Here is a 26,011-nt window from a genome sequence, read left to right as displayed (position 1 = left end):
TAATTTTCTAATGTCAAAAAGCTATTTTCTCATACTCGATTGCAGTAGACAAAAGCACAATACAAATCCCTTTAAAACAATGCTTTAATCTTAAGACATGTTTAACTCTCGCCTCAATCATGTTTAAAAAACCAACACTTTCACTCACTTAAGTTATGATCAAAATAAGACTTATAAGTGATTGACTCATCAGTTACACAAATCTCATGAACGATTCGGGTGAGTTCGGTTTAAAATGTTTTAAAAATAAATAAACCTATTTTTTTGTCATATTTTAACATTGCGATTTCCTTGCAAAGTTTTCATTATATGCACCATGCTTGGCATGCAACTTTCTTCACTCAGTAAAAGAAATTATAAAAAAATTGCAGAATTTTGTGCCATAATAAGCAAACTTTGCAGACATCTTGCAAATTAAATTTGCAATTTTAAAATTGGAGCAGGCTAAATGAGCTCAACCATTTTGGTGATTCACGGACCGAATTTGAACTTGCTAGGTAAGCGAGAACCAGAAGTATATGGTTATCTCACGCTAGACGATATTAACCAACAATTAATTGCTCAAGCCAAAGATTCATCTCTTACATTAGAAACATTCCAAAGCAACTGGGAAGGTGCAATTGTTGATCGTATTCATCAAGCACAAACTGAAGGTGTAAAGTTTATCATCATTAACCCAGCTGCACTCACCCACACTTCTGTCGCTTTGCGAGATGCGTTACTGGGTGTTGCAATCCCTTTTGTTGAAGTTCATTTGTCCAATGTTCACGCTCGTGAAGCATTCAGACATCACTCTTTTCTATCCGATAAAGCCATTGGCGTAATTTGTGGCCTAGGTGCTAAGGGTTATTCCTTCGCACTCGATTACGCTATTGAAAAAATTCAATCTTCTAACTAATTTAGACATTGTAGGAACATGCACTCATGGATATCCGTAAAATCAAGAAACTCATCGATTTGATGATTGAATCTGACTTACAAGCCATTGAAGTTAAGGAAGGAGATCAATCTATTTCATTGACTCGCCCTACTCCAGTGTATGCTGCTGCACCTGTGGCGGCTGCGCCTACAACGGCAGCTCCAGCGACTCCAGCAGCAAAAACTCCTCGTGGTGCTGTTGAAACATCACCAATGGTTGGTGTGTTCTATGCCGCTGCAAGCCCTGGTGAAGCACCATTTGTTAATGTCGGTCAAACCGTTTCTGCTGGAGAAACACTCGGAATCATCGAAGCAATGAAAATCATGAACCCGATCGAAGCAACCAAGAGCGGTGTGATTGAAGAAATTCTTGTAAAAAATGGTGAAGTCATCCAATTCGGCCAACCGCTTTTCCGCTACCGCGCTTAATAAGTTGGGGATTTCTATGTTGCAGAAAGTATTAATTGCAAACCGTGGTGAAATCGCCTTACGAATAACTCGGGCTTGTAAAACACTTGGTATTAAAACTGTCGGTATCTATTCAGACGCGGATAAAGATTTAATGCATTTACGCTTTGTCGATGAAGCGGTATGTATTGGACCAGGTACAAGTAGCGAAAGCTATCTGAATATTCCTGCAATTATTACTGCCGCAGAAATTACAGGTGCTGATGCGATTCACCCTGGTTATGGCTTCTTGTCAGAAAATGCTGAATTCGCAGAAATTGTTGAAAACTCAGGCTTCATTTTCATTGGTCCTCGACCTGAGCATATTCGTTTGATGGGGAATAAAGTCTCCGCGATTATTGCAATGAAAAAAGCTGGCGTACCTACAGTTCCTGGCTGTGATCACGCTGTTACCATTCACAATGCATTGGCTGAAGCACGCGAGATCGGTTTCCCATTGATCGTGAAAGCGGCAGCTGGCGGTGGTGGTCGTGGTATGCGTATTGTTGAACGTGTCGACACATTACTTGAGTCTGTTCAAGCCGCTCAACGTGATGCTGAGATGTGGTTTGGCGACGATACAGTTTATATGGAACGTTTCCTGCAAAAGCCTCGTCATGTTGAAGTACAAGTACTAGGTGATGGTAATGGTCATGCGATTCATCTATATGATCGTGACTGTTCATTGCAACGTCGCCATCAGAAGGTTCTAGAAGAAGCACCTGCTCCAAACTTACCTGAACAAGCGCGTGCGGATATTCTTGAAGCTTGTGTAAATGCTTGTAAGTTAATGCAATATCGTGGTGCTGGGACATTTGAGTTCTTGTTTGAAGATGGTGAATTCTTCTTTATCGAGATGAATACACGCGTTCAAGTGGAACACCCTGTTACTGAAATGGTGACTGGAATTGATATCATTGAACAACAACTTCGAATTGCTGCAGGTCTTGGCCTAGATATTGAACAGCATGAAGTTGAAGTGAAAGGTCATGCGATCGAATGCCGTATCAATGCAGAGGATCCAACTACATTCCTACCATCACCTGGTAAAATTGAAAGTTTTTATGCACCAGGCGGCGCAGGAATTCGCTTAGATTCTCATATTTATCAGGGTTATAGCATTCCACCATACTATGACTCGATGATTGCAAAACTAATTTCATATGGCAAAGACCGTGAAACATCTTTAGCTCGTATGCGTCAAGCACTTGATGAAATGATTTTGACAGGCATCAAAACCAATATTCCATTACACAAAGATTTAATCTTAAAAGATAAAAACTTTTGTGAACAAGCAATGGATATTCACTATTTAGAAAAACATTTGTTAAAGCAGCTTGAATCGCAAGCTGAGAAAGCATAATAAAAAAGCCTCTTAGGAAATTAAGAGGCTTTTTTATATCAACTACAAATTATGGCAACACACGACGCAAGGTCGCAAAACACTTCTCACCTTTCTCATTAGCACAGAAATCAATCGTATGTTCGTTTGACCATTTCACGAAATATTGAGAAACCTCTCCAGTCTGATCCTGTTTTTGTCCTGAGCAATCAGTTTCGTTATTATCATATTTAATTTGCAAAATTAAAGCAGGTAATCGTTCTTTGTGATCTTCTGAAGGTTGATAATCATATAAGCCATATGACCACTCATTACCGCTTTTAATCACAACATCGCTCATTCCTCGAAAATTGTAGTATTCGGTACACTTCTCATTATTTGGAATTTCCATTCCCCACAACCCCATAATTTCAGGGCGTGTAGTTACACGGATCGCATTTGCTTTCGCTGCTTGTTGTACTGTTGTTGCTTTATCAGTTACGACTGTATCCGCCATAGTCCATGTCGAGCAAGCCCATAATAATCCAATAATATAAATATTTTTCATAGATTTAATAAAGTCGTCATCTTAACGTCGCATAGGCTTAACTTAGCATATTTTTATTTAAAATCACCCAATCATAACCATATAAACACAATATTTTTTATATGGATTTTATTTGATTGTTATCCGATTTATTTCGGGTATTCTAGATATTTAAAAAATAGATATCGTTTACTTTATAAAGAGTTAGCTTTAGGGATAAAAGCCATGAATTTTTCTGAATATGTACAATATGATGGTCTCGGACTAGCCGCATTAGTCAAAAATAAAGAGATCCATGCTTCTGAACTTTTGAAGATTGCATTGGAGCGTAATGAAAAGGTAAATCCTAAACTTAATGCCATCATCATTCCAATGTATGAACAAGCCAAACAACGCGCTCAGCAAGAGCGTCATGGGGCGTTTGCTGGTGTTCCCTTTTTAGTTAAAGACTTATTTCAAGAATACCAAGGTGTTCCAACGTCATATGGAAGCAATTCACTAAAGAAGTTCAACTATACGCCTGACTTTAATGCAGAAATTGTCAATCGCTGGGAAAATGCGGGGATTATCACTTTTGGGCGCACGAATACCCCAGAGTTCGGAATCAAAGGAATTACTGAACCTGAAGCTTGGGGCGCATGCCGAAATCCATGGAACTTAAAACATAATAGCGGCGGCTCATCGGGAGGGTCTGCTTCTGCTGTAGCAGCTGGAATCGTTCCTATTGCTGGTGCTGGGGATGGTGGTGGATCTATTCGCATTCCTGCATCCTATTGCGGACTATTTGGATTAAAACCGAGCCGAGGACGAACTCCTTGGGGACCTCAATATAGTGAAGCAATGCATGGTGCTGCAATGCAGCATGTTTTGTCTAAATCAGTCCGAGATAGCGCAGCAATGCTTGATGCAGTGCATGGGCCAGAACAAAGCTCTCTGTTTAGGATTCAATCCCCTGAACAAAAATATGTAGATATTATTCAACAAGCTCCGAAGAAATTAAGAATAGCTTTTAATACCCAATCCCCAATCGGCACCAAGGTCTCGAAAGATGCGATTCAAGCCGTCGAACATACAGCAAAACTATTAGAATCACTTGGGCATATTGTTGTTGAAGATCGCCCACAAATTAATGGACTTGAACTCGCAAAAGATTTTATAACTACATGGTTCAGTCAATTCTCATACATGCAAGCACAGATCAAATTAATGTCAGATACGACCGATGATGATTTCGAACTTGATTCGGTGGCTTTGGCAGCGTTTGGAGCAAAAACGAGTGCAACCGAATATATTCATACTTTAAATAATTGGGGAAGCTACAGTACACAGATGAACTTGTTCTTTGAGCAATATGATCTGTATCTAACCCCCTCAACAGCATCTGTTGCTCCTAAAAATGGAGAAATTGTTACTCCTGCTTGGCAAAAGCCGATTTTAAAAGCTTTGCTCAAAGTAGGAAAAGCACATTATTTAGCACAAGGAAAACTCGTCGATAAAATGGTTCAGGATAATTTGAGCTGGGTTCCATTTACTCAATTAGCAAATGTCACGGGCTTACCTGCTATGTCCGTACCGCTATATTGGAATAAAAATGGTTTGCCTTTAGGGAGTCAATTTATTGGGCCGTTCGGACGTGAAGATCAATTACTGCAACTAGCAGCACAATTAGAACAAGCACAACCTTGGATGCCTCAGTATCAAAATATTAAAATTTAAATTAACTTTTGGCTGCTGTTTCCACCCGATTCGGCAGCCAATAGATCAGCAATAATCCGAATAACACCACTACACTTGCATATAAAAAAATTGTTGCGCCAGTTAATTGTTGCCAATAATGCCCTGCCAGTAAACTTCCTGAAGCCACTCCAAGTCCCCACATCGTACTGTATAGTGCCTGCCCGCGACCTTGTTGCTCAGGTGAAAAGTTTTGGAAAATCACTTTCATTGCAATTAAATGGAATAAACCAAAACTAAATGCATGAAGACATTGAGCTAGAAACTGCCCGAAATAATTGGTTGTAAGAACACCAACCAAAAACCAGCGCAAACTGGTCAAAATTAGACATACTGCCACTAATGAACGCCATGAAAACCGTGTGAAGAACAACTTTTGCGCTACAGCAAACATCACAATCTCAGCGATCACACCTGCTGCCCATAAACTGCCAATTTTAGTCGTGCTAAATCCTATTTCTTTCAAGAAATTACTGTAAAAGCTATAAAAAGGTGCCTGAGAAAACAGTAAGATAAACTCAATCGTAAAAAATGCTGCAACGGTCGGCTTTTTTAATACAGGAATGAGTGACTCTAATTTCTTTTGTGAGCTCGGCGCATGTATAGGCTCTTTAATACTAAAAGACCATAAAAATGCAAGAAATGAAACAGCTAAAAGCAAAATCGGCAACATAGAAATTGGAATAATTTCCAACAACGCACCAATCACAAAAACACCTACAATAAAACCGACAGAGCCCCACTTCCTTACTTTTCCATATAGTTCCGCTCTTTTTTCACCCAACCAAAATAAAGTGACACCCTCAAATTGAGCCAAGATCGCATTTTGAAAAAAACTAAAGATCAACATCAGCAAAGCAACGGATTGAAAACTGTTTGGAATCACAAAAATTGCAAACCAAATACAAGCTTCCATCCACGTTGCAATCCGAACCAACAGCATTCGCTTACCAGACTTATCAGCGATCCATCCCCAGATTAATGGCGCAAAAAAACGCGTAATAATTGCGATAGAAGACAAAATCCCAATTTCTTGATAATTAAAGCCTTGGTCTTGTAAATACAAGTTCCAATACGGCATGAATGTTCCAACTATCGAATAGTAAAACAGATAGAAACCACCCAGTCGGGTTTGAATGTTTAAAGACTGGAACAATGCAAATGCCTTTTGCTATTTAAAGATTGAAATGAACAACTAACATGTTCATTTTATAAGGCTCAAATTTTAACGTATTTCTACTCAATAGATATAACAACTCTAACTGGAAAATACACAAATAAAAAAAGGACCGAAACTTCATTCAGTCCTTTTTTAATTCATTATGAAACGTACTATTTAAACATCTGGATTCAAAACAACGTTTGGTTCAGCATTGCGCAATTTACGCAACTTCACTGCATACGCAAGCATTAGACATAAAATCCATGCAGGTATCATCATCACTGCGATACGCATATCTGCTGTCAGTGACATGACCACCAAGATACCCAACATAAATACGATGCACAAATAGTTACTGAATGGATATGCAATACTTGGGAATTTAGTTGTTTCACCTTGCGCCTGAATAGCTTTACGGAATTTTAAATGTGTCCATGAAATAACAATCCAGTTGATCACAATCGCTGCAACCACAAGCATCATCAATAAACCAAATGCTTTTTCAGGGAAAATATAATTCAAGATCACGCATAATACTGTTACGAATGCTGAAACCAATACGGCGTTTGTTGGAATACCATTTTTATTGATTTTCTTTAAGAACTTCGGTGCATTACCTTGCTGAGCCAAACCCAATAACATACGGCTGCTGCAATAGCTTGTACCGTTATAAACAGACACTGCTGCAGTCAAAATAACGAAATTGAGCATCGTAGCTACGCCTTGACTATCCAATGACGCAAATACCATGACGAATGGGCTACCGCCTTCTGCCATTTGGTTCCAAGGGAATAATGCAAAAAGTACAAATAGCGTCGCAATATAGAAAATCAGAATTCGATAGATAATTTGATTCACCGCTTTTGGCAATGTTTTATCTGGATCACGAGCTTCAGCAGCTGTGATACCGAACAATTCAATTCCACCGAATGCGAAGATAATCACAGCCATTGCCATTACTAAACCTTCAACACCAAATGGAAAAAATCCACCCAGAGCCCAAAGGTTACTAATGCCAGCTTGAGGTCCTGCTGTACCTGTGGCTAACAAATAAGATCCAAAGCCAATCATTGCTAAAATAGCTAGAATTTTGACGATAGAGAACCAGAACTCCATTTCACCAAAAAGCTTAACATGCAATAAATTGATACCGTTAATTAAAAGGAAAAACACCAGTGCGGATGCCCATGTCGGAATTTCTGGCCACCAATATTGGATATAAAGTCCAATCGCACTTAATTCAGCCATACAAACTAAAATATTGAGTACCCAATAGTTCCATCCTGACATAAAGCCAGCAAATGACCCCCAGTACTTATAAGCAAAATGACTGAATGAACCACTTACAGGTTCTTGTACAACCATTTCACCTAATTGTCGCATCATCAAAAAAGCGATAAATCCAGCAATTGCATACCCCAGGATGACTGATGGTCCTGCTAGCTTGATTGATTGTGAGATCCCAAGAAACAATCCTGTACCAATTGCACCACCAAGTGCAATAAGTTGGATATGCCGATTGCTTAAACCGTGTTTCAGGTTTCCTTGCTCAAGTTTTGACATATGATTATTCTCATCCTTGTCACGTAATTTTCTTGTATTAAATTACGTATATCATAAATTAATCACTATTGCCTATATGAAATAGAAAAATATTTAATCTACTTTTCTCGTAAGTGCGCATCTAAGCAGAAAATCAAAGAAATAACAATAATTATGATATAAGTAATTAAATTATGTATTGCGTAATTATAATTTTTAAGTATGATGGAAGATATTCAGCAAACTTTAGTGGTTTGATTAAGATTTAAAGTTCATTAAAAACACTTCTATATCTATGTTTTTAATAATATTAGTCAAACTCAAATGCATTTTTTCGCTACGACATAGCAAAATTAAAGACAAGGAAAGTAGATGATGGCTCAAAAACTTACTTCATTTATTGAAATTGACCCTCAATCAGATTTCACAATTCATAATTTACCTTACGGTATTTTTAGTAAAACACCTGAGGGTGAAAAGCATGTCGGTGTAGCAATCGGTGATTGGGTACTTGATTTGGCAGAGCTTGCTGAACAAGGGCTATTAGAAATTAATGGAAAAGAGAATTATTTTAATCAACCAACTTTGAATAAGTTTATCGAATCAGGTAAAAGTTCGTGGCAATCCGTACGTAAAGCTTTACAAGCTCTTTTATCTGCTGAGAATCCATTATTACGAGATAATACTGAACTTAAAGAACGCGTCTTAATCAAACAAGACAACGTTATTTTATATTTACCTATTCATGTACCAGGTTATACAGATTTCTACTCATCTAAAGAGCATGCAACCAATGTAGGTACCATGTTCCGTGATCCTAAAAATGCACTACTACCTAATTGGAGCGAACTTCCAGTCGGTTACAATGGCCGTGCAAGCTCAGTGATTGTGAGTGGTACAGATATTGTTCGCCCTTCAGGACAAATCAAGTTACCTAATGACGAACGCCCTGTTTTTTCTGCGACTCGTAAACTTGATTTCGAATTAGAAACGGCATTTATCGTCGGAAAACCTACAAAACTCGGTCAACCTATTGCGATCGAAAATGCTTGGGATCATATCTTTGGTATGGTTTTACTCAACGACTGGTCTGCACGTGATATCCAACAATGGGAATATGTGCCATTAGGACCTTTTAACGCAAAAACCTTTGCGAGTGCGATTTCACCATGGGTTGTGACGATGGAAGCACTTGAACCGTTTAAAGTCAAAGGACCTGTTCAAGAACCAAAACCGCTTTGCTATTTACAAGAGAATGTTGCAAATAGTTTTGACATCAAACTCAGTGTAGAAGTTCAAAGTCCCCGCTCAAAAGAAACAGACCTCATTTGTGAGACTAACTTTAAATACATGTATTGGTCGATGGCTCAACAACTGACACATCACACTATTGCAGGATGTAATGTCCAAGTTGGTGATTTGATGGGCTCTGGCACAATCTCTGGACCGACTGAAAATTCATATGGCAGTTTGCTCGAATTGACGTGGAATACAACTAAACCTCTAACGCTTTCAAACGGAGAAAAACGCGGATTCCTTGAAGATGGCGATCGCGTCATCATGAAAGGTTACTGTGAGAAAGACGGCATTCGCGTTGGTTTCGGTCAAGTTGAAAATACAATATTAGCAGCACATACATTTGCGTTCGCTGAGCATGAGGCTGAACAGTATGAAACTGTATAGTTATTTTCGTAGTTCAGCAGCATTTAGAGTCCGTATTGCATTGAATCTAAAGGGTTTGAGCTACGAGACTGAAGCAATTCATTTAGTTAAAAATGAACAACGTAGTGCTGAATATCAAGCTTTAAATCCAAGCTGTCTTGTACCTACACTTGTAGACGAAGACCAAGCATTTTTACAATCTTTGAGTATTTTGGAATATTTGGAAGAGCGCTATCCAGATACTAACTTACTTCCAAAAAACTTAATTGAACGCGCAAAAGTTCGTGCTTTTTCACAAGCCATTGCATCGGATATTCACCCGTTAAATAACTTAAGGGTTTTGAAATATTTACAAAATGAGCTTGATTTAAACGATGAACAAAAAAGTCATTGGTATAAGCACTGGATTCTAGAAGGCTTCCATAGTCTCGAAGCACAGTTGCAAGCTTCCAATGGAAAGTTCTGCTTTGGTGAGCGTCCTAGCTTTGCAGATTGCTGCTTAATACCACAAGTTTACAATGCCAAGCGTTTTAAAGTTGATCTTACAGCATTTCCAAAAATCGAATCAATTTATCAATATTGCCTGACACTGCCAGCTTTTCTTCATGCTGCTCCAGAACAACAAGCAGATTGGGAATAAGGATAAAAGGAGTTTAATGATGACATTCCAAATTAAAAAAATTCATCACGTTGCTTATCGTTGTAAAGACGCAAAAGAAACCGTGGATTGGTATAAACAGATGCTCAATATGGATTTCATCCTAGCATTCGCAGAAGACCACGTCCCTTCGACTAAAGCTTTTGATCCTTATATGCATTTATTTTTGGATGCAGGACAAGGCAATGTATTAGCATTTTTTGAATTGCCTACTCAACCTGAAATGGGACGTGATGAAAACACACCACAATGGGTTCAGCATATCGCATTCGAAGTTGAGGACCAAGCAACTCTATTACGTGCTAAAGAGCATTTAGAAGCAAATGGTGTCAAAGTTTTAGGTGTAACGAATCATGGTATTTTCCATTCGATCTATTTCTTTGATCCAAACGGACATCGTTTAGAGTTAACTTATAACGATGTACACGCCGATGCAAAAATTGCCCGTATCACAGAAGAAATGAAAGTCGAGATGCTTGAGGAATGGAGTCGTACCAAACGTGCACCACACCATACACATTTCTTACATGAGGAAGAATTAGGTGCATAAAGAAATTTGATAGGTATATTCTGATCAAACTCTGAATGACTTAAATAGACATCTAATCGGTATTGAGATAAGTGCTCAATACCGATTTTTAATGCAAAAAATGAGTAAATTTAATTCATTTAATGTCATGCTATCATCTTGAAAATCAAATATGATCTACGCTCAAACCACTGTATGCTTATACAATTCTTTAATTTGAGTCATTTAAAAAGATGATTTCAATTTTGCATCATGCTCAGGCATTATTTAATCGAAATTCTGATGTATTTATACAAATTTGACCATTACTGCTAGATAAAATTTAAATGAAGGGTTGTTGAATGATTGAAGAAAAATTATCTGGTGGGGTTCAATCGCTTGAAGTCGGTTTATCCGTATTAAACGCGCTGTTAGAACATAATAAACCGATTATTTTAAAGGATTTATCAACTAAGCTTGATATGCATCCTGCTAAAGTTCACCGCTATTTAGTAAGCTTAATTCGTATGAATTATGCGAAACAGCTTGAAGATGGTCAATACGCTCTAGGCGATCAAGCATGGCGTTTAGGTTTGAGTTGCATTCAACATACTGATGTTTTGCAATTAGTTCAGCACTTGATCTATAACCTTCAAAGTAAAATTGGTTGTGGTATCCAAATCAGTAAATGGTCGCCTCAAGGGCCACTGGTTGTACAGTCAATTGAATCTAACCATCCCATTTCAATCGTAACCAAAGTCGGTTCAATCATGCCATTAGTCAATTCGGCAGCGGGTCGAGTTTTTGCTTCTTATTTACCTGAAGCTGTGGTGAAACCATTAATGGATGCAGAGTGGACTAAAGCTGCACTCAACCACTATCCAATCAAACCACAAACATGGAATGATTTTTTAGTTTTGAAAGACAAGATTTTGCATCATGGAATGGCGATCGCTCAAGGAGATCTACTTGTTGGGATCAATGCCGTTGGCTTACCTATTTTCAATGCTCAACGAGCGATGGAATTTTGTATTGTGGCACTAGACAGTGAAATGTTTCTACCGCTACACGAAGGCAGTGAAAAACTTGAACTGTTTAAGAATGAAGTCGCAGCAATTAATCAATTCATTCAAACTAGATAGTAAAAAAAAGCCAAGAATTTGATTCTTGGCTTTTTTGTTCATAGCAGCTAATTACTTCGCTTCTAATACACCACGACGAATTTGATCACGCTCAATCGATTCAAATAAAGCCTTGAAGTTACCCTCACCAAAGCCATCATCATCTTTACGTTGAATAAATTCAAAGAATACTGGCCCGAGCATATTTTGCGAGAAAATCTGAAGAAGTAGTTTCTTCTGACCATCTTTGGTATTGCCATCGAGCAAAATACCACGCTTTTTCAACTCTTCAGTTGGCTCACCATGCTCAGGTAAACGCTCTTTCAACATCTCGTAATACGTTTCAGGTGGAGGAGTCATGAACTCAAGACCAAGCCCTTTTAACTTATCCCACGTAGAAAGTAAATCATCTGTAATAAATGCGATGTGTTGAATGCCTTCACCATTAAAATCAGCGAGGAATTCAGCGATTTGGCCATTTCCTTTATCTGAATCTTCATTTAAAGGGATACGAATCATACCATCTGGTGCTGTCAATGCTTTAGAAGTAAGACCTGTGTATTCGCCTTTAATATCGAAATAACGAATCTCTTGGAAGTTGAAAATCTTTTCATAGAAATTCGCCCAATACTCCATACGTCCTTTATAAACATTATGAGTTAAATGGTCGATTTCATTTAGACCCGCACCCTTTGGATTTTTCTCAACATCATCAAAGAATACAAAATCGTTTTCGTAAATATCACGATCTACAAGGAAGATTGGCATACCACCAATTCCTTTAATCGCAGGAATATTGAGTTCCATTGGACCAGCTTGTGAATACATCGGTTCTGCACCAAGTTCGATTGCTTTCTTGAAAGCTTTCGCTGCATCACGTGTTCTGAAACCCATCGCACATGCTGATGGTCCATGCTCTTTATAAAAGAATGAAGCATAAGATTCAGGCTGATAATTCAAAATAATATTGATATTACCTTGGCGCCATAAATAAACTTTTTTAGATTTATGCTTTGCGACTTTGGAAAAGCCTATTGTTTCAAAGATTTGATCTAATCCATTTTCCGTCGAAACAAACTCAATAAAAGCAAATCCACATAGCTCTAATGGGTTATCTAAAATGTCCATCTAGTTTCCCTTATTTAGATAAATTCATCCGTTTTTAATACTGTACAACATGTTTTGTTAATTTTCGGTTGCAATAACTACCTTTAACAAATCATGTGAACTATCGATCAAAGAGTTGGATAGATAGAATTGTTTTCAATCATCCATGTTCTTTTCACGGTCCTAAAACTAGCCAGAACAACACAAAATTGTTTTGGTTTTCTACGATGAATTAATGCTACAAGAAAGCTTAAATTTATGCAATACATAATTAAATTATGTTATGTGTAATTTAATTGCTTTTTTCAGTACTAATAAATGATTCAAAATCATTTCGATCTTCTTAAAATGCTACGAACTGGTGATATTTTTTCACATCAAAACCTCGCTAAAAAGTTTCAAAGCGTAAAAATTGATGGAATATTAAAATATTCTAGAGAACAATTCTCATATCTAACAATTCATTACTTGAGGTCATAATCAGTTCTTGGCATGGTGCTATTATCAAAAATGATTAAAAGGCATGATTGTTTATGGCTAGCCCAGCCCAAGCGATAAGACATAAATTACTCAATACATTCTTCTCTAGACATTCAATTTGGTTTCTTTGCATATTTATTGCACTTAGCATTACGTGGTTTAAAACAATCTACACGCCACATAGTATTTACTACTTCATTTCTGACACTTTATTAAATGGCTTATGGCTGGTTACGAGCCTGTTAAGTATGGTTGGATTGTATGATTTACTTCAAAAAAAACATGCCATTTTAAGAAACTACCCAATCATTGGTCATTTCCGTTTCTTTTTCGAAGATGTCCGTCCTGAAATTCGCCAATACTTTATAGAAGCGGATCAGGATGCCTTACCTTTTTCTCGTATGCAGCGAAGTTTGGTTTATCAACGTGCAAAAAATGAAAATGCTGATAAGCCCTTTGGTTCAATTATCGATGTATATGAGCCAAACTATAGATTTATTGTGCATTCGATTGCGCCGTGCCCACCTGCAGATACAGAAACATTTCGTGTACTGATTGGAAATAACCAATGTAAACAGCCATATAGTGCTTCCATCATGAATATTTCCGCTATGAGTTTTGGTAGCTTAAGCGCAAATGCCATTAGAGCTTTAAACAAAGGCGCCAAATTGGGTAACTTTTATCATGATACAGGTGAAGGCAGTCTCAGCCCTTATCATCTAGAACATGGTGGTGATATCGTTTGGCAAATTGCTAGCGGTTATTTCGGTTGTAGAACAGCGGAAGGACTTTTCGATCCTGAAAAATTTGTTCAACAAGCTAAAAATCCTAAAATCAAAATGATCGAGTTGAAACTATCTCAAGGTGCTAAGCCTGGGCATGGTGGTATATTACCCAAGCATAAAATCACAGAAGAAATTGCACAAATACGAGGAGTTTCAAGAGAACATGATTGTATCTCGCCTGCAAAGCATCCTAGTTTTAATACGCCTATTGAGATGATGCATTTCATACAAAAGTTAAGAGATTTATCAGGTGGTAAACCTGTCGGTTTTAAACTTTGTATCGGTCAACCATGGCAGTTCATGGGTATTGTTAAGGCCATGTTAGAAACTAAAATTGTTCCTGATTTTATAGTAGTTGATGGTTCAGAAGGCGGAACAGGTGCAGCACCGATTGAATTTAGTGACTATATTGGCACACCCTTAAGAGAAGGATTGCGATTTGTTCATAATACACTTGTAGGCGCAGGTCTACGCAGCCAAGTTAAAGTTGGTGCGAGTGGAAAAATCATTAGTGCTTTTGACATTGCAAGTACATTTGCTTTAGGTGCAGACTGGGTCAATTCTGCACGCGGTTTTATGTTCGCTGTTGGTTGTATTCAAGCTCAAAGTTGCCATACCAACCAATGTCCAGTCGGAGTTGCAACGCAAGATAAAGATCGCCAGAAGGCAATTGATGTTCCAAGTAAAGCTGAACGAGTGTTTAACTTCCACAAAAATACATTGCATGCATTATCAGAAATGATCGCTGCGGCAGGACTCAAACATCCATCAGATATCAAAGCGCATCATCTCGCTCAGCGTATGAATGATCGTGAAATCAAAAATTATGCACAGATTCATTTCTTCTTAAAAGAAAATGAATTGCTACAAGCTGATTTAAACGATGATGAGAATTTCTATTATCGTATGTGGAAATTAGCTAATGCAAAAAGCTTCTAACGAAATTGAGCCACTCTTTGAGTGGCTCTAGTTTAAAGAATATAGTTTAGCGGCTAACTAATCGATATATGGCAAAAATTGGAATCATCAAAATTACAAGGAATTTTAAATAATACGTCCAACTATAAAGACTACCCTTACCCTGCCAAATTTGAACTTCTACAGATTGAAACTGAATATTCGATGCCTCCATCAATTCAGCATGAACATCGTAGTGAACACCATTACTCTGTTCACTGATGGAAAATGGATCTGAACTGGCAATTAACAGTACAGGTTCATTCATCTCATACTTATGTTTATCATCTGATTGAAAGATTTGCGGTTGATATCCATTAGAGGTTTCACTCTGGACTCCTCCTATCCACTTTAAATTGACCTCACCTTCATTTGGTGCAATACCTTTAGCAACTATCACAAACCGATAAGGATTATTATTCGATTCCCCAAGAAAACCAATAGCAACACTTGGACGATCAAACGTATCTTTGGGTTTATTAATAACAGCTTGATTCAGTTGCTCTAGTTCACTAGATGTCAGACGCACTGAATTGACCAATGCTTCTCCATATTCCCCAACCTTTGGTTCATGCGTTGTTTTACCACATGCCACCAATCCTACAAGAATAAATAAAACAGCTAGAAACTTTAAACTTGTCTGTTTAAGAAATAAATTTTTAATCATTTTTATCTACAATCTTATTAAAAAATGCCTACAGAAATATGCTTATCTAAAAACCAGCGTATCACAGGACCTTGTTGTTCTTGCGGTAGTGAAAGAATGTATTCAAAAGTCCTCACCACAACTTCACATTGTTTATTCTTATCCTCAGCAGTTTCACCTGAATTGATTAAATCTGCTTCAGCACCGTAGTCTTGTCTAAGCTTATCAGCAACCTGAGACCATGCCTCTGGCGCTTGCATACGATCAACAACTGAACGCTTTCCATTATGAGTCAATATATAAGTTAATGCTTCACTAGACTGCTGCTGAGTGTTCTGACTTAATAAAGCTCTGCGTTGTTGCGGTGAAGTTCTACTATATAAAGGGAATGAAATTGGGAAACAATCGCCTTTCCGTTTGGCATCATACAGTTGTTGAAGATAAGCATTCGCCCATAAACGTTGCCCCTCATCATCTGCTTTTTTCTCTATAATTTCTCTAAGCTTCCACCACAATGTACTGCTCACGCTTGCTTCAATCTCATTTACATTTACGACACCATTTGCCGTTTGCTTTATAGATTCATAATCTTTGCTGGCATATTGTTTGAGTGGTTGCAACAAAACGATTTGGTCTAGAATATTCTGTCGTTGCTCAATTGGATTATTTGCATCTTGAGTATTTGCAGGTAGCTCCTGATGAGAGCAACGATTAAGCATAAAAAAAACTAGAAAAATAAATCCTATAACAATAAACACAACTTTCATTGCATATCCCCATATTCTTAGTATAAAAATAATTTGCTGCTAAATATCTAAGTTCCCTTGAATGGACACGTTGAACTTTTTTGGGTGAGCAATGTGTTCGTAATTGCATTACAACTCATATAGACGCTACCTTCAGCCGTACATATTCTTGCTGCATACATCTGCCGACTATTCTCGATGATCTGCATCTGTCTACCAGCATAACGCGCTAAGCGTTGTAAGGTATCTATTCGCTGTTTACATTCAGGAAATTGCACAATGCCTCGTTGAAACTCAGAAGACTGATCTATAGCTACCTTAGTTTTATTTAGTGCAGAATCTTGAGTGTAGGCATTTCTTTCATTCTCAGTTGTGCGTTGCCGCTGAAGCTCGCTCTTCCTACAATCATGCTCAAAGCCATTTGAAATCGAGCCCATACACGCAGTTTTTTGAGTAGTTTTCGCAGCACAAGGATGACTTTGATAAGTTGTGCCCTGTGGAGAAACACACTTGTATAGATCTTGAGCAAAAACAGACGTAGAAAAACATAAAAGAATAGAGCTAAAGAAGCTCCAAGATGCACCCCTTATCATGCATACCCCTATGATTTAAATTTTCATATTTTTTATATTGTTAAAAATTGTATCATCTAAATCATTGGTAAAAAAGAAATATTAGTAATAATAATGATTTGGCTTAGCATGTAAAAAAGCTGGAATTAAACCTGTTAGTGCAGCACGAATATCTGCACGTTCATTGATTAATTGATGTGAACCTTCTTCTAGCATCAACAAGGTTTGTAGTCTAAATTTACGACGTATATATTCAATGTTATAGCGCCAATCTACAGTTTGATCGAGTGCACCCTGTGCTAGCCAAACAGGAATACGACAAGCTGGACGTTGTTCCATTTCCAACATCCATTTCGACATCGCAAGAATCCAATCCATTCCCATCATTCTTGGTTGCAATGGATCTTTTAAACGCACAAATCGCAAAAATTCAGGATTATGATTATTGCGACGGAAGTGTCGAGGGACTTGGCTTTTTATACGGCGTATAATCCCTAACCCAACAGAGTTATGCCACCAAGCCGTTTTCGCTGGACGTATTAATGGTGATAATAACAATACGCGATCAACTATTGGATCTTCACGTCGCTCGGCAAATTCTAATAGATGATGCATCCATATTGCACCGCCAGTACTTTGCCCGATTCCCAACCACGGACGTGGCAATTGTTTTGCATGATAAACTGCATCATAAACAGCATTAAGAACCTGTTGGTAATGATCAAAGTTCTGAATACTAGCAGGTGAACCATTACTTAAACCGTGACCAGGAAGATCATAGGTAATTACACTAAATCCTTGATCCAAGATTTCTTTGATAATCGGTTGGTAAATCCCACTATGTTCCAGATAACCATGTAATAAACACACAGTACCCTGAATTTTTTCTATTTTGGGTTGAAAGACCTGTACATGTAAACGAAACAATCGCATTTCTACATAGCCTTGCCAATGCTCACACTCCAACAAATGCAAACCATACAGCTTACGATATGCTTGTAATGGCTTAGTTGGTTCAAAACTTACTGTCAAATCTAGTGGTTCAAGAACTTGAGGAGTGGTTTCTCGATTTGGAATAGGTAAATCAAGTTGCTTTAAGATCGTGGGATTTAGAAATGGAATATTTGACATTATGGTATCTCCCGACAATCACTAGAGCCAAACAACATATCACGAATTGTAGCTAACATCTCATAGTTTGCTCGTCGACTATGATCATAATTTTGCTCACTAGGACGCCATTTCGTTAATTGCGTCGGCATAGGCGCAATCACTGGAACAGTCTCAATACCATTTAATGCAAATAAACGACGTGTGCGAGGCATGTGGTATTCATCCGTGATCAAAAGTACCGTTGGCGCCCCGCCTTTTTTTTGTAATAACAAAGAACTAAACCGAGAGTTTTCGCAGGTATTCATACTTCTTTTTTCAAGTAATTTTGCTTCAATGCCTCGTTCATTTAACCAAGCTTGCATATACGGTGCTTCAACACCACTCAGCACAATCGGCAAATCATATTTTTTCTCTATTTCTAATGTCTTTTCCAAGCGCAGGCGTGTGTAATTATTTACCACAATATCTTTGCCATTTGCGCCTAGTGTCAATCCACCACCCAATACAACAATCGCATAAGGCTCAGAGCTATTTCTTGAAGTCTTTGTCTCAACTTTATTTTTTTTCAACTCGAGCAAATCTGTATTTGTCTGCTCAGCTGAATCCTCAGAAGCAGATAAATCAATAGGATAGCTTTGTAAAAAGTCTAAATACTTTTCCATTTGTATTTTGGTATTGGCTGTATCCGATTGCAAAAAATCAAAAGGTGTACTTGCTGCGCTTGCAGAACTTTCTTGCTCTTGAACCGATGATGCTGCCTGAGCTAACAGAGGAATTTCCTGCTTGGGTTCTTCAGCATTTTCTTTTTCTTGCTCTTCTAATATTAACTGTTGCAATACTTTGTAACGCGCTTGAATTAGACCCAAATCCTCAGGTTTTTCTGATTGAAAGGTCTTTTCCATAAGCTTTAAATAAGCTTGTCTTGCAATCCATAGATCTGAACCAGGCTCTAAAGTTTCATGCTCACTCAACGCAGCAGATTTTTGGCTTTGTGCTGCAACTTGATTAACTTCTACAGGAACAAAGTAATTTAATCCTTTGACGATTAACTGAGAATAAAATGGTGAATATAAAAAAAGTACAAAACAGCCTAATAGTACAAAAAGTATTGTAAATACTCGTACTAAACTCACCATCCAATGTACTTTCGCCATATTCTCCTCATTCACCGTGTGGTTGGATCAAACCTTGCTCGTCATACAGCACTGGTTCAGGTTCTAAACTTATACTGAATTTTTGCTTTACGTCATGTTGCACGGCTTTATATGCATTTTTTACATCAGTCAAAGTTGCATCAGCATAATTGACTAAAACTAAGGCTTGTTTGTGAAACATTCCAACAGAACCTAATTGTTTACCTTTCCAACCTGTTTGATCGATCAACCATCCAGCGGCAACTTTAACACTACCATTTGCTTGTGGATAATGAGGAATGTTTGGAAATTGTTGTGCAATTTTGTCAAAGCTCATTTGACTGAGAACAGGATTCTTAAAAAAGCTCCCCACATTTGGATACTCTTTAGGATCAGGCAACTTACTTTGTCGAATCAAGATAACTTGCTTTTGCAAGTTTTCAGCGCTTTGTTCATCACCAACAGCTTGTTTTAGATCACCATAATTCAGTTTTAAATCAGCTTGCTTCAATAGCTTAAAGGTGACAGCAACGATGATATAACGATTCGGAAAATCTTTAAAAATACTATGTCGATATGCGAATTTACAATCTTCAGAGGAAATAAAGGTAAATTGCCCTAACTCACGATCATAGACTTGAACAGACTCAATAAATTCACCAACTTCAACACCATAAGCACCAATATTTTGTACAGGTGAGGCCCCAACTAACCCAGGAATTAATGCAAGATTTTGTAAACCAAACCATTGCTGCTTTGTTGTATATAAAACGAAATCATGCCAAGACTGCCCTGCACCAACATTTACAGTAACTGTGTGATTATCTTCACGAACAACCTCAACACCTTGAATATTTAAGTGCAGTACGAGAGCTTGAATATACTGAGGCAACAACATATTGCTCCCTCCAGATAACACTAAAACATTGAGATTATTCTGTTTAGCAAAATCTAAAGCTTCAACGACTTCGTTGGCATGATTGATTTGCACATAGTGTGATGCTGTAGAATCTAAGTTCAGGGTATTCAATGATTTAAGCTGTATGTGCTCTTGTATATGCATATTGTGTTGAATCCTATTACCCTGCACTGATTTGATTTTTTAAAATATTGACCCAAGCCAAACTACTTGATTCGCACTGATTAAGTACGCGATCAAAGCCTTCCGCTCCCCCATAATAAGGATCAGGTATAGCTTGCCGTGTAAATTCAGGATCATGCTCACTCATTAATGCAATTTTTGAACGTACTTGATTAGAACCAAACTGATAAATTGCCTGAGTCTTCAAATGTTGCACATCTTTGAAATTCTCATGATCCATTGCCAAGATCAAATCGAAATCAAGAAAATCATTCAATGTAATTTGTCTAGCACGTATAGTCGATAGATCGTAACCGCGTTTACTTGCATGCTGTTGGCTGCGTAAATCTGGCGCTTTATTTGGATGGTAATTGCTAGTTCCAGCAGAATCGACAATCACATCTAAACCATGCACATCACAATAATGTCTGAGAATCGCTTCTGCTGTTGGAGAACGGCAAATATTTCCTAAACAGACACACAACACCTTATATGGCGTTTTGGATGGCATAATCACCTCATTGGTACACTTTAACAGGCGTCTTATGTTAATTTATTTAAGTCCTGAAACCTATAGCCACCACATATAAAAATGTTGTATTTATTATGAAAAAATAAGGATATATGTATGAACCATTTCCAATTTCAAACTGTCCCAAACATCATTGCAGGGCTAGGTTCAATACAAGAGCTAAAAAATGTTCTATCTCAACATCAGTACCATAAAGTTTTATTAGTTACTGATGCTGGTATGTTGCAGCATAAACTTCATTTACCGATATTAACCATTTTAGATCAACTTGGTCTGGACTTTGTAATCTATTCAGATATTCAAGCAGATCCCCTTGAACATATCGTGTTAGAAGCTGTGGATTTTGCTCGACAAGAAAAAGTAGATGTTGTAATCGGATTTGGTGGCGGTAGCTCCATGGATGTCGCAAAAATCATCGCTTTACTTGCACATCCGAATCAAAAACAAAATTTAGGTGAGATATATGGTATTAACCAAGCAAAATCACCACGTTTAGCACTTATTCTTGTACCTACCACTGCTGGAACAGGCTCTGAAGTCACGCCTATTTCTATTGTGACCACTGGCGCTACCACAAAAATGGGCGTTGTTTCCCCAATCCTATACGCAGATGTTGCCATTCTGGATGCAACATTCACCCAAGGTTTACCTGCACACATCACAGCGGCAACAGGTATTGATGCAATGGTACATGCGATAGAAGCTTATACATCAAATATTAAGAAAAATTTCTACGCAGATATGCTGGCAAAGAACGCATTAAAACTCCTCAATCAAAATTTAGCCAAAGTCCTAAAAAATGGTTCAGATATGGAAGCACGCCAAAACATGTTGGTTGGCTCAATGCTTGCGGGACAAGCATTTGCAAACGCACCAGTCGGTGCAGTTCATGCACTTGCCTACCCATTGGGTGGACATTTTCATTTATCACATGGGCATACAAATGCTTTAGTTTTAGTTGAAGTACTTAAATTCAATGCACCTAATGCGAAGCAACACTATGCTGAATTAATGCAATTGCTCGACCCTCGCAGTACAGGTTGTACGGATGGCCTATGTGATCTGTTTATCGATCATATGCAAAACCATCTTGACCAAAGCGGTTTAACTTTAAAACTTAATGAATTGAACATTCCAGAAGCTAAACTTCCACAACTTGCCAAGGATGCGATGCTTCAAACAAGACTCTTGCAGAACAATCCAAGAGAAATGACCGAACAAGATGCACTCAATATTTATCAGGCGATTTATGCATGAGCAAACCGACTTTAAAACGACGTGACCAATTCAAGTTCTTTTTCCCAATACAAACCCGTTGGGCGGACAATGATATTTATGGACACGTCAATAACGTGACTTATTACAGTTATTTTGACACCGCTGCGAATTCATTACTGATTCAAAAAACAGGTTTCGATATCCACAACAGTGAAATCATTGGTTTGGTGGTGGATTCAGCCTGTAGCTTTCAACAGGAACTTTCTTTCCCAGAAATTATTGAAGTCGGTGTTGCGATTGGCAAAATCGGTAATTCATCGCTCAGATATGAACTCGCAATTTTTAAACAAAATCAGGATGAAGCAGCAGCCCAAGGACATTTTGTGCATGTATTCGTTGACCGTAAAAGCAGAACAAGTACGGCTATTTCAGTAGAAATGAGAAACGTACTTGAACAATATCAACTTATTAGTTAATAACTAAAACGATTTTTACTTTAGTTATTACTTTCTGAATTAGGGCTTGAGCTGAACATTGGCTAACTCTGCATCAAAAGTTTCTATCAAACTTTTAATTGTAGGCTCTTGATTGAGTAGTTCCACGGCCCGATCAAATGCTTTTTGTTTCCGTGTCGCTTGCATAACGAAAGGTGTCACGGAATCCATCTTCCTATATTGCACAGAAAATTGCGTATTAATCCATTGCGATTTCAAAGCATCTTCTAGTGCATGTTGAAGCTGAGTTAGCATTCCCTCGTATTCTTGAGGAATATGAAATACAGACTTGCCATTAATCTCACCAGTCATTAATCCATGCTGTGCGAGTTCTTGAACAGCAGGTGACAATTCACTATTTCTAAACCAATATTCCCACTTTTCTAAATTCCATTCTCCCTCTAGAGATTGTTCTTTAAGTTTTAAAATCTCTTGAGGAGATAAATTAGATATTGGCTCATTTTCATGGGACTGCTTTGTTGTGGCAATTACTGTGTTGTAAGGCTCAACATCTTCAACAACCGGTATATTTTCAAACAATTCTAAATCATGAGTTATTTGAGTATTTATATCCAAATCTGAAACTAAAGAATCTTGTACTGCTTCATCTGGTGATACTGGAAATACAAGAAAATCTTCAGTTTCACTTAAGCCTGAATTTGATACAGGTTTTTCTAAAAGCGATGTCGTTTCTAACCCTATCAACTGACCTTCAGCAGCATCAAATACCATGACACCACTCTCTGCAACTGGTTCAGGTTCAGGTTCAGGTTCAGGTTCAGGTTCAGGTTCAGGTTCAGGTTCAGGTTCAGGTTCAGGTTCAGGTTCAGGTTCAGGTTCAGGTTCAGGTTCAGGTTCAACATTAACCATTTCTGACCGAACAGCAAGCAGGTTCTCTACTTTTACATTTTCTGAGAACTGTTGAGTTTCATTTATCGAAATTGGCGTGACAGAGGTTGTCTTGACTGTCACTTCGTTTAACTGCATCGGTCTAAATGCGAGCAACCGTAGAACAATCATTTCGAAACCTTGCTCTTGTGTAACAGCAAGTTGAATATCTGAACGACCTTTACATGCAATTTGATAATAAAGTTGTAAATCTTGCGCCGAAATTAATTTTGAAAGTTGCAAAATCTTTCGATTGATTTCTTCACTATATTTCAGAGCTAAATCAGGTAGATATTGTAATAAAGCCAACTCGTGCAAGGTAGAAACCAATTGATCTAAGACCAATGATACATCTAAGGCTTGCTGTCTAAATTGCAATAATAGCTGACTGACACGAGCTTGTTGATTCTGATGAATGGCTAAAATCAGATCGTAGATAATTGTACGATCAATTAGACCAAGCATTTCTTTAACATCTTGATGATGGACAGCACCCTGACCATACGCAATCGCTTGATCTGTTAAAGATAATGCATCACGTAAAGAACCTTGAGCAGACTCAGCAATTTGCCAAATTGCATCACGATCAGCATTGATACTTTCTTTATCTAAAATTGTTGTTAAATGCGTTGTAATCTCATCGACAGCCAAAGGTCTGAGCGTAAACTGAAGACAACGAGAAATAACGGTAATTGGTAATTTTTGGGGATCAGTTGTCGCAAAAAGAAATTTTACATGTTCTGGCGGTTCTTCTAATGTTTTTAACAATGCATTAAACGAATGCGTCGAAAGCATATGCACTTCATCGATAAGATAAACTTTAAAACGACCTTGTGTTGGTGCATAAGGAACGTTATCAAGCAACTCACGTGTATCTTCAACTTTCGTTCTTGATGCCGCATCAATTTCAATTAAATCAATAAAACGGCCCTCGTTCACAGCTCGACATGTTGCGCAAACTTCACAAGGGGTTGAAGTCACACCTGTCTCACAATTCAAACACTTGGCTAAAATACGTGCAATCGTGGTTTTACCGACACCACGAGTACCTGTAAATAAATAAGCATGATGCAAACGACAACGTTCTAATGCACTTGTTAAAGCGCGAGAAACATGGTTTTGCCCCACTAACTCATTGAAATTACGTGGACGGTATTTTCTTGCCAGTACTTGATACATGTATGCTCCTTATTGCGTCTTTAGCATACTTTGTTTTTGAAACGCTGTGAATGAATACAAAACTGTTTGATCAAGATTAAATAGTTTGATCATGCACCACTTCTTACAGAGTTAAAACAATCTTGCGCATCAAAGCTTGCAACCAAAATCAACTCAAAGGACAATATAGATCTTTTGTAGATTTGGCTTTTAATCCTATGTCACACGCTTTAGATGTTTTAGGTGGTATCACCGCAGAACAATTTTTAACTGAATATTGGCAGAAAAAACCGTTATTGGTCCGTAATGCCTTACCAGAAATCATAGGATTATTAGAACCAGATGATGTTAAAGAGTTAGCGCTTGAAGAAGATGTGAGTGCTCGACTCATTCGACAAAAAAATAAAGATCCAAATGAATGGCATGTCAAATCATCTCCCCTAACCAAAGGTGATTTTCAAAAGCTACCTAATCTTTGGACGATCTTAGTACAAGCTGTAGATCACTATTCTTTTGATGTTGCTGAATTATGGAAAAAATTTCCATTTATTCCACAATGGCGTCGTGATGACATCATGGTGTCTTATGCACCAAAAGGTGGATCTGTAGGTAAACATTTCGATTTTTATGATGTTTTTCTCGTTCAAGGCTATGGACATCGTCGTTGGCAGCTTGGTCAAATGTGTGATGAATCAACTCAATTTATTCCTGATCAACCTTTAAAGTTGTTGGCTGACATGGATGTTCAGTTTGATGAAATCCTATCTCCTGGTGACTTACTTTACGTTCCACCTGGTCTCGCACACTACGGTGTCGCAGAAGATGACTGTTTAACGTATTCTTTTGGCTTTCGCATGCCAAATCTTTCAGAAATGATTGATCAGGTGAGTGATAAATTTGCTGAAAATGCACTATTAAAAAATCCTTTAGTGGATGTAGCTCGCCAACAAACCGCGAATATCGGTGAAATAAATTCGACTGAATTTTCTTATTTAAAAGCTGAATTATTGAACTACCTCTCTCAAGCACCTGAGTTTGATGCGGCGATTATGTCGTATATGAGTCAGTCAAATTATCCAAATAGCATTCCTGAACCTGATGAAATCGCAGCAGAAGATTTAATTGAAATTATCGGTACAGGTTATCAACTCATGCTTGAACCAGCCTCAAAGCTACTCTACAGAACTCAAGCTGATGGTTTAGATTTTTGGGCAAATGGTGAAAATGTTTGTATTTCCAAGTCATTTGAAAACCAGCTAAAACAAATTGCTGATGGACAAAGCATTGCATTTGATGAAAATCTAAATCAACCAGAATATTTAGAAGATATTGCTGAACTTTTAAATAATGCTGTTGTGATGTTGCTCCCTCCAAACTAATCTCATCAGCGCCTCTAGATGAGATTATATTGATCGGAAAAATTCAAAAAGTTTAAATACTTGATTACGATCATATAATTTCTTCTAGAAGGTAAAAATTAT

Annotated in this window: 24 protein-coding genes; 12 read left to right on the top strand and 12 right to left on the bottom strand. The window is 37.8% G+C overall.

Features of this window, described 5'->3' with window-relative positions; all coding sequences use genetic code 11:
* The first annotated feature begins 448 nt into the window (after positions 1-448).
* Genes aroQ through accC form a run of 3 tightly spaced genes read left to right on the top strand, consistent with a single transcriptional unit; the run spans position 449 to position 2,728 of the window.
* Entirely contained in the window at positions 449-898 is a 450-nt protein-coding gene (gene aroQ, locus IRT38_RS10220; protein WP_004954622.1) for a type II 3-dehydroquinate dehydratase, read from the top strand.
* 26 nt (positions 899-924) lie between these two features.
* Complete coding sequence (gene accB / locus IRT38_RS10215) at positions 925-1,347, top strand: acetyl-CoA carboxylase biotin carboxyl carrier protein (protein WP_194597625.1); 423 nt, start codon at positions 925-927, stop codon at positions 1,345-1,347.
* Positions 1,348-1,363: 16 nt separating this feature from the next.
* Complete coding sequence (accC, locus tag IRT38_RS10210) at positions 1,364-2,728, top strand: acetyl-CoA carboxylase biotin carboxylase subunit (RefSeq protein ID WP_194597624.1); 1,365 nt, start codon at positions 1,364-1,366, stop codon at positions 2,726-2,728.
* 49 nt (positions 2,729-2,777) lie between these two features.
* Here the strand turns inward: accC and IRT38_RS10205 are convergent, their stop codons facing one another.
* The gene (locus IRT38_RS10205; RefSeq protein WP_194597623.1) at positions 2,778-3,254 is read right to left on the bottom strand and encodes a hypothetical protein; all 477 of its coding nucleotides are present in this window, start codon (positions 3,252-3,254) and stop codon (positions 2,778-2,780) included.
* A gap of 204 nt (positions 3,255-3,458) precedes the next feature.
* Here IRT38_RS10205 and IRT38_RS10200 point away from each other — a divergent pair, with 204 nt between their 5' ends.
* On the top strand, positions 3,459-4,949 hold the full coding sequence (locus IRT38_RS10200; protein WP_194597622.1) for an amidase: 1,491 nt from the start codon (positions 3,459-3,461) through the stop codon (positions 4,947-4,949).
* A 1-nt stretch (position 4,950) separates the two neighbouring features.
* Here IRT38_RS10200 and IRT38_RS10195 read toward each other — a convergent pair whose 3' ends face one another.
* Positions 4,951-6,123 (bottom strand): MFS transporter, encoded by a 1,173-nt coding sequence (locus tag IRT38_RS10195; RefSeq protein WP_194597621.1) that lies wholly within the window; start codon positions 6,121-6,123, stop codon positions 4,951-4,953.
* Between the two features lie 180 nt (positions 6,124-6,303).
* On the bottom strand, positions 6,304-7,692 hold the full coding sequence (locus IRT38_RS10190) for an amino acid permease (RefSeq protein ID WP_194597620.1): 1,389 nt from the start codon (positions 7,690-7,692) through the stop codon (positions 6,304-6,306).
* A gap of 354 nt (positions 7,693-8,046) precedes the next feature.
* Here IRT38_RS10190 and fahA point away from each other — a divergent pair, with 354 nt between their 5' ends.
* The 4 genes from fahA to IRT38_RS10170 all read left to right on the top strand — a co-directional run bounded on the left by fahA (position 8,047) and on the right by IRT38_RS10170 (position 11,641).
* The gene (fahA, locus tag IRT38_RS10185) at positions 8,047-9,354 is read left to right on the top strand and encodes a fumarylacetoacetase (RefSeq protein ID WP_194597619.1); all 1,308 of its coding nucleotides are present in this window, start codon (positions 8,047-8,049) and stop codon (positions 9,352-9,354) included.
* Positions 9,341-9,973 carry a maleylacetoacetate isomerase gene (maiA, locus tag IRT38_RS10180; protein WP_194597618.1) on the top strand — a complete coding sequence of 211 codons (633 nt, stop codon included), beginning with the start codon at positions 9,341-9,343 and terminating at the stop codon, positions 9,971-9,973. Before fahA ends, maiA begins: the two co-directional genes overlap by 14 nt.
* Before the next feature lie 19 nt (positions 9,974-9,992).
* Entirely contained in the window at positions 9,993-10,541 is a 549-nt protein-coding gene (locus IRT38_RS10175) for a VOC family protein (protein WP_004954640.1), read from the top strand.
* 320 nt (positions 10,542-10,861) lie between these two features.
* Positions 10,862-11,641, top strand: coding sequence for an IclR family transcriptional regulator (locus IRT38_RS10170; protein ID WP_125298634.1), 780 nt, complete (start codon positions 10,862-10,864; stop codon positions 11,639-11,641).
* A gap of 51 nt (positions 11,642-11,692) precedes the next feature.
* Here IRT38_RS10170 and hppD read toward each other — a convergent pair whose 3' ends face one another.
* The gene (gene hppD, locus IRT38_RS10165) at positions 11,693-12,748 is read right to left on the bottom strand and encodes a 4-hydroxyphenylpyruvate dioxygenase (protein WP_004954650.1); all 1,056 of its coding nucleotides are present in this window, start codon (positions 12,746-12,748) and stop codon (positions 11,693-11,695) included.
* 512 nt (positions 12,749-13,260) lie between these two features.
* On the opposite strand from hppD, the gene IRT38_RS10160 reads away from it, so the two are divergent.
* Positions 13,261-14,931 carry an FMN-binding glutamate synthase family protein gene (locus tag IRT38_RS10160; protein WP_194597617.1) on the top strand — a complete coding sequence of 557 codons (1,671 nt, stop codon included), beginning with the start codon at positions 13,261-13,263 and terminating at the stop codon, positions 14,929-14,931.
* Between the two features lie 46 nt (positions 14,932-14,977).
* Here IRT38_RS10160 and IRT38_RS10155 read toward each other — a convergent pair whose 3' ends face one another.
* The 7 genes from IRT38_RS10155 to IRT38_RS10125 form a co-directional block, all read right to left on the bottom strand.
* Positions 14,978-15,616 (bottom strand): hypothetical protein, encoded by a 639-nt coding sequence (locus IRT38_RS10155; RefSeq protein WP_194597616.1) that lies wholly within the window; start codon positions 15,614-15,616, stop codon positions 14,978-14,980.
* 17 nt (positions 15,617-15,633) lie between these two features.
* The gene (locus tag IRT38_RS10150) at positions 15,634-16,362 is read right to left on the bottom strand and encodes a hypothetical protein (protein ID WP_194597615.1); all 729 of its coding nucleotides are present in this window, start codon (positions 16,360-16,362) and stop codon (positions 15,634-15,636) included.
* Positions 16,363-16,409: 47 nt separating this feature from the next.
* A complete protein-coding gene (locus IRT38_RS10145) occupies positions 16,410-16,934 on the bottom strand; it encodes a DUF4124 domain-containing protein (RefSeq protein WP_194597614.1) in 525 nt (174 codons plus the stop codon).
* Positions 16,935-17,015: 81 nt separating this feature from the next.
* The gene (locus IRT38_RS10140) at positions 17,016-18,044 is read right to left on the bottom strand and encodes an alpha/beta hydrolase (protein ID WP_194597613.1); all 1,029 of its coding nucleotides are present in this window, start codon (positions 18,042-18,044) and stop codon (positions 17,016-17,018) included.
* Positions 18,044-19,180 carry a YdcF family protein gene (locus IRT38_RS10135; protein ID WP_004915475.1) on the bottom strand — a complete coding sequence of 379 codons (1,137 nt, stop codon included), beginning with the start codon at positions 19,178-19,180 and terminating at the stop codon, positions 18,044-18,046. The genes IRT38_RS10140 and IRT38_RS10135 overlap by 1 nt, the downstream gene beginning before the upstream one ends.
* Positions 19,181-19,187: 7 nt before the next feature.
* Positions 19,188-20,234, bottom strand: coding sequence for a UDP-N-acetylmuramate dehydrogenase (gene murB / locus IRT38_RS10130; protein ID WP_260523782.1), 1,047 nt, complete (start codon positions 20,232-20,234; stop codon positions 19,188-19,190).
* 4 nt (positions 20,235-20,238) lie between these two features.
* Positions 20,239-20,751 (bottom strand): low molecular weight protein-tyrosine-phosphatase, encoded by a 513-nt coding sequence (locus IRT38_RS10125; protein WP_075696433.1) that lies wholly within the window; start codon positions 20,749-20,751, stop codon positions 20,239-20,241.
* 117 nt (positions 20,752-20,868) lie between these two features.
* Between IRT38_RS10125 and IRT38_RS10120 the strand changes: the two genes are divergently transcribed.
* Both IRT38_RS10120 and IRT38_RS10115 read left to right on the top strand, forming a co-directional pair.
* Positions 20,869-22,029, top strand: a complete 1,161-nt coding sequence (locus IRT38_RS10120) for an iron-containing alcohol dehydrogenase (protein ID WP_194597611.1) — start codon at positions 20,869-20,871, stop codon at positions 22,027-22,029.
* Entirely contained in the window at positions 22,026-22,466 is a 441-nt protein-coding gene (locus IRT38_RS10115; protein WP_194597610.1) for an acyl-CoA thioesterase, read from the top strand. Before IRT38_RS10120 ends, IRT38_RS10115 begins: the two co-directional genes overlap by 4 nt.
* Before the next feature lie 39 nt (positions 22,467-22,505).
* Here the strand turns inward: IRT38_RS10115 and dnaX are convergent, their stop codons facing one another.
* Positions 22,506-24,551 (bottom strand): DNA polymerase III subunit gamma/tau, encoded by a 2,046-nt coding sequence (gene dnaX, locus IRT38_RS10110; protein ID WP_194597609.1) that lies wholly within the window; start codon positions 24,549-24,551, stop codon positions 22,506-22,508.
* Positions 24,552-24,748: 197 nt separating this feature from the next.
* Between dnaX and IRT38_RS10105 the strand changes: the two genes are divergently transcribed.
* Entirely contained in the window at positions 24,749-25,909 is a 1,161-nt protein-coding gene (locus IRT38_RS10105) for a cupin domain-containing protein (protein WP_035338679.1), read from the top strand.
* The last annotated feature ends 102 nt before the right edge of the window (positions 25,910-26,011 follow it).

The organism is Acinetobacter sp. SK-43 (assembly GCF_015351505.1).
Lineage (GTDB): Bacteria > Pseudomonadota > Gammaproteobacteria > Pseudomonadales > Moraxellaceae > Acinetobacter > Acinetobacter junii.
The sequence above is the reverse complement of the archived record's forward strand: the minus strand, read 5'-3'. Positions and strand labels throughout refer to the sequence as shown.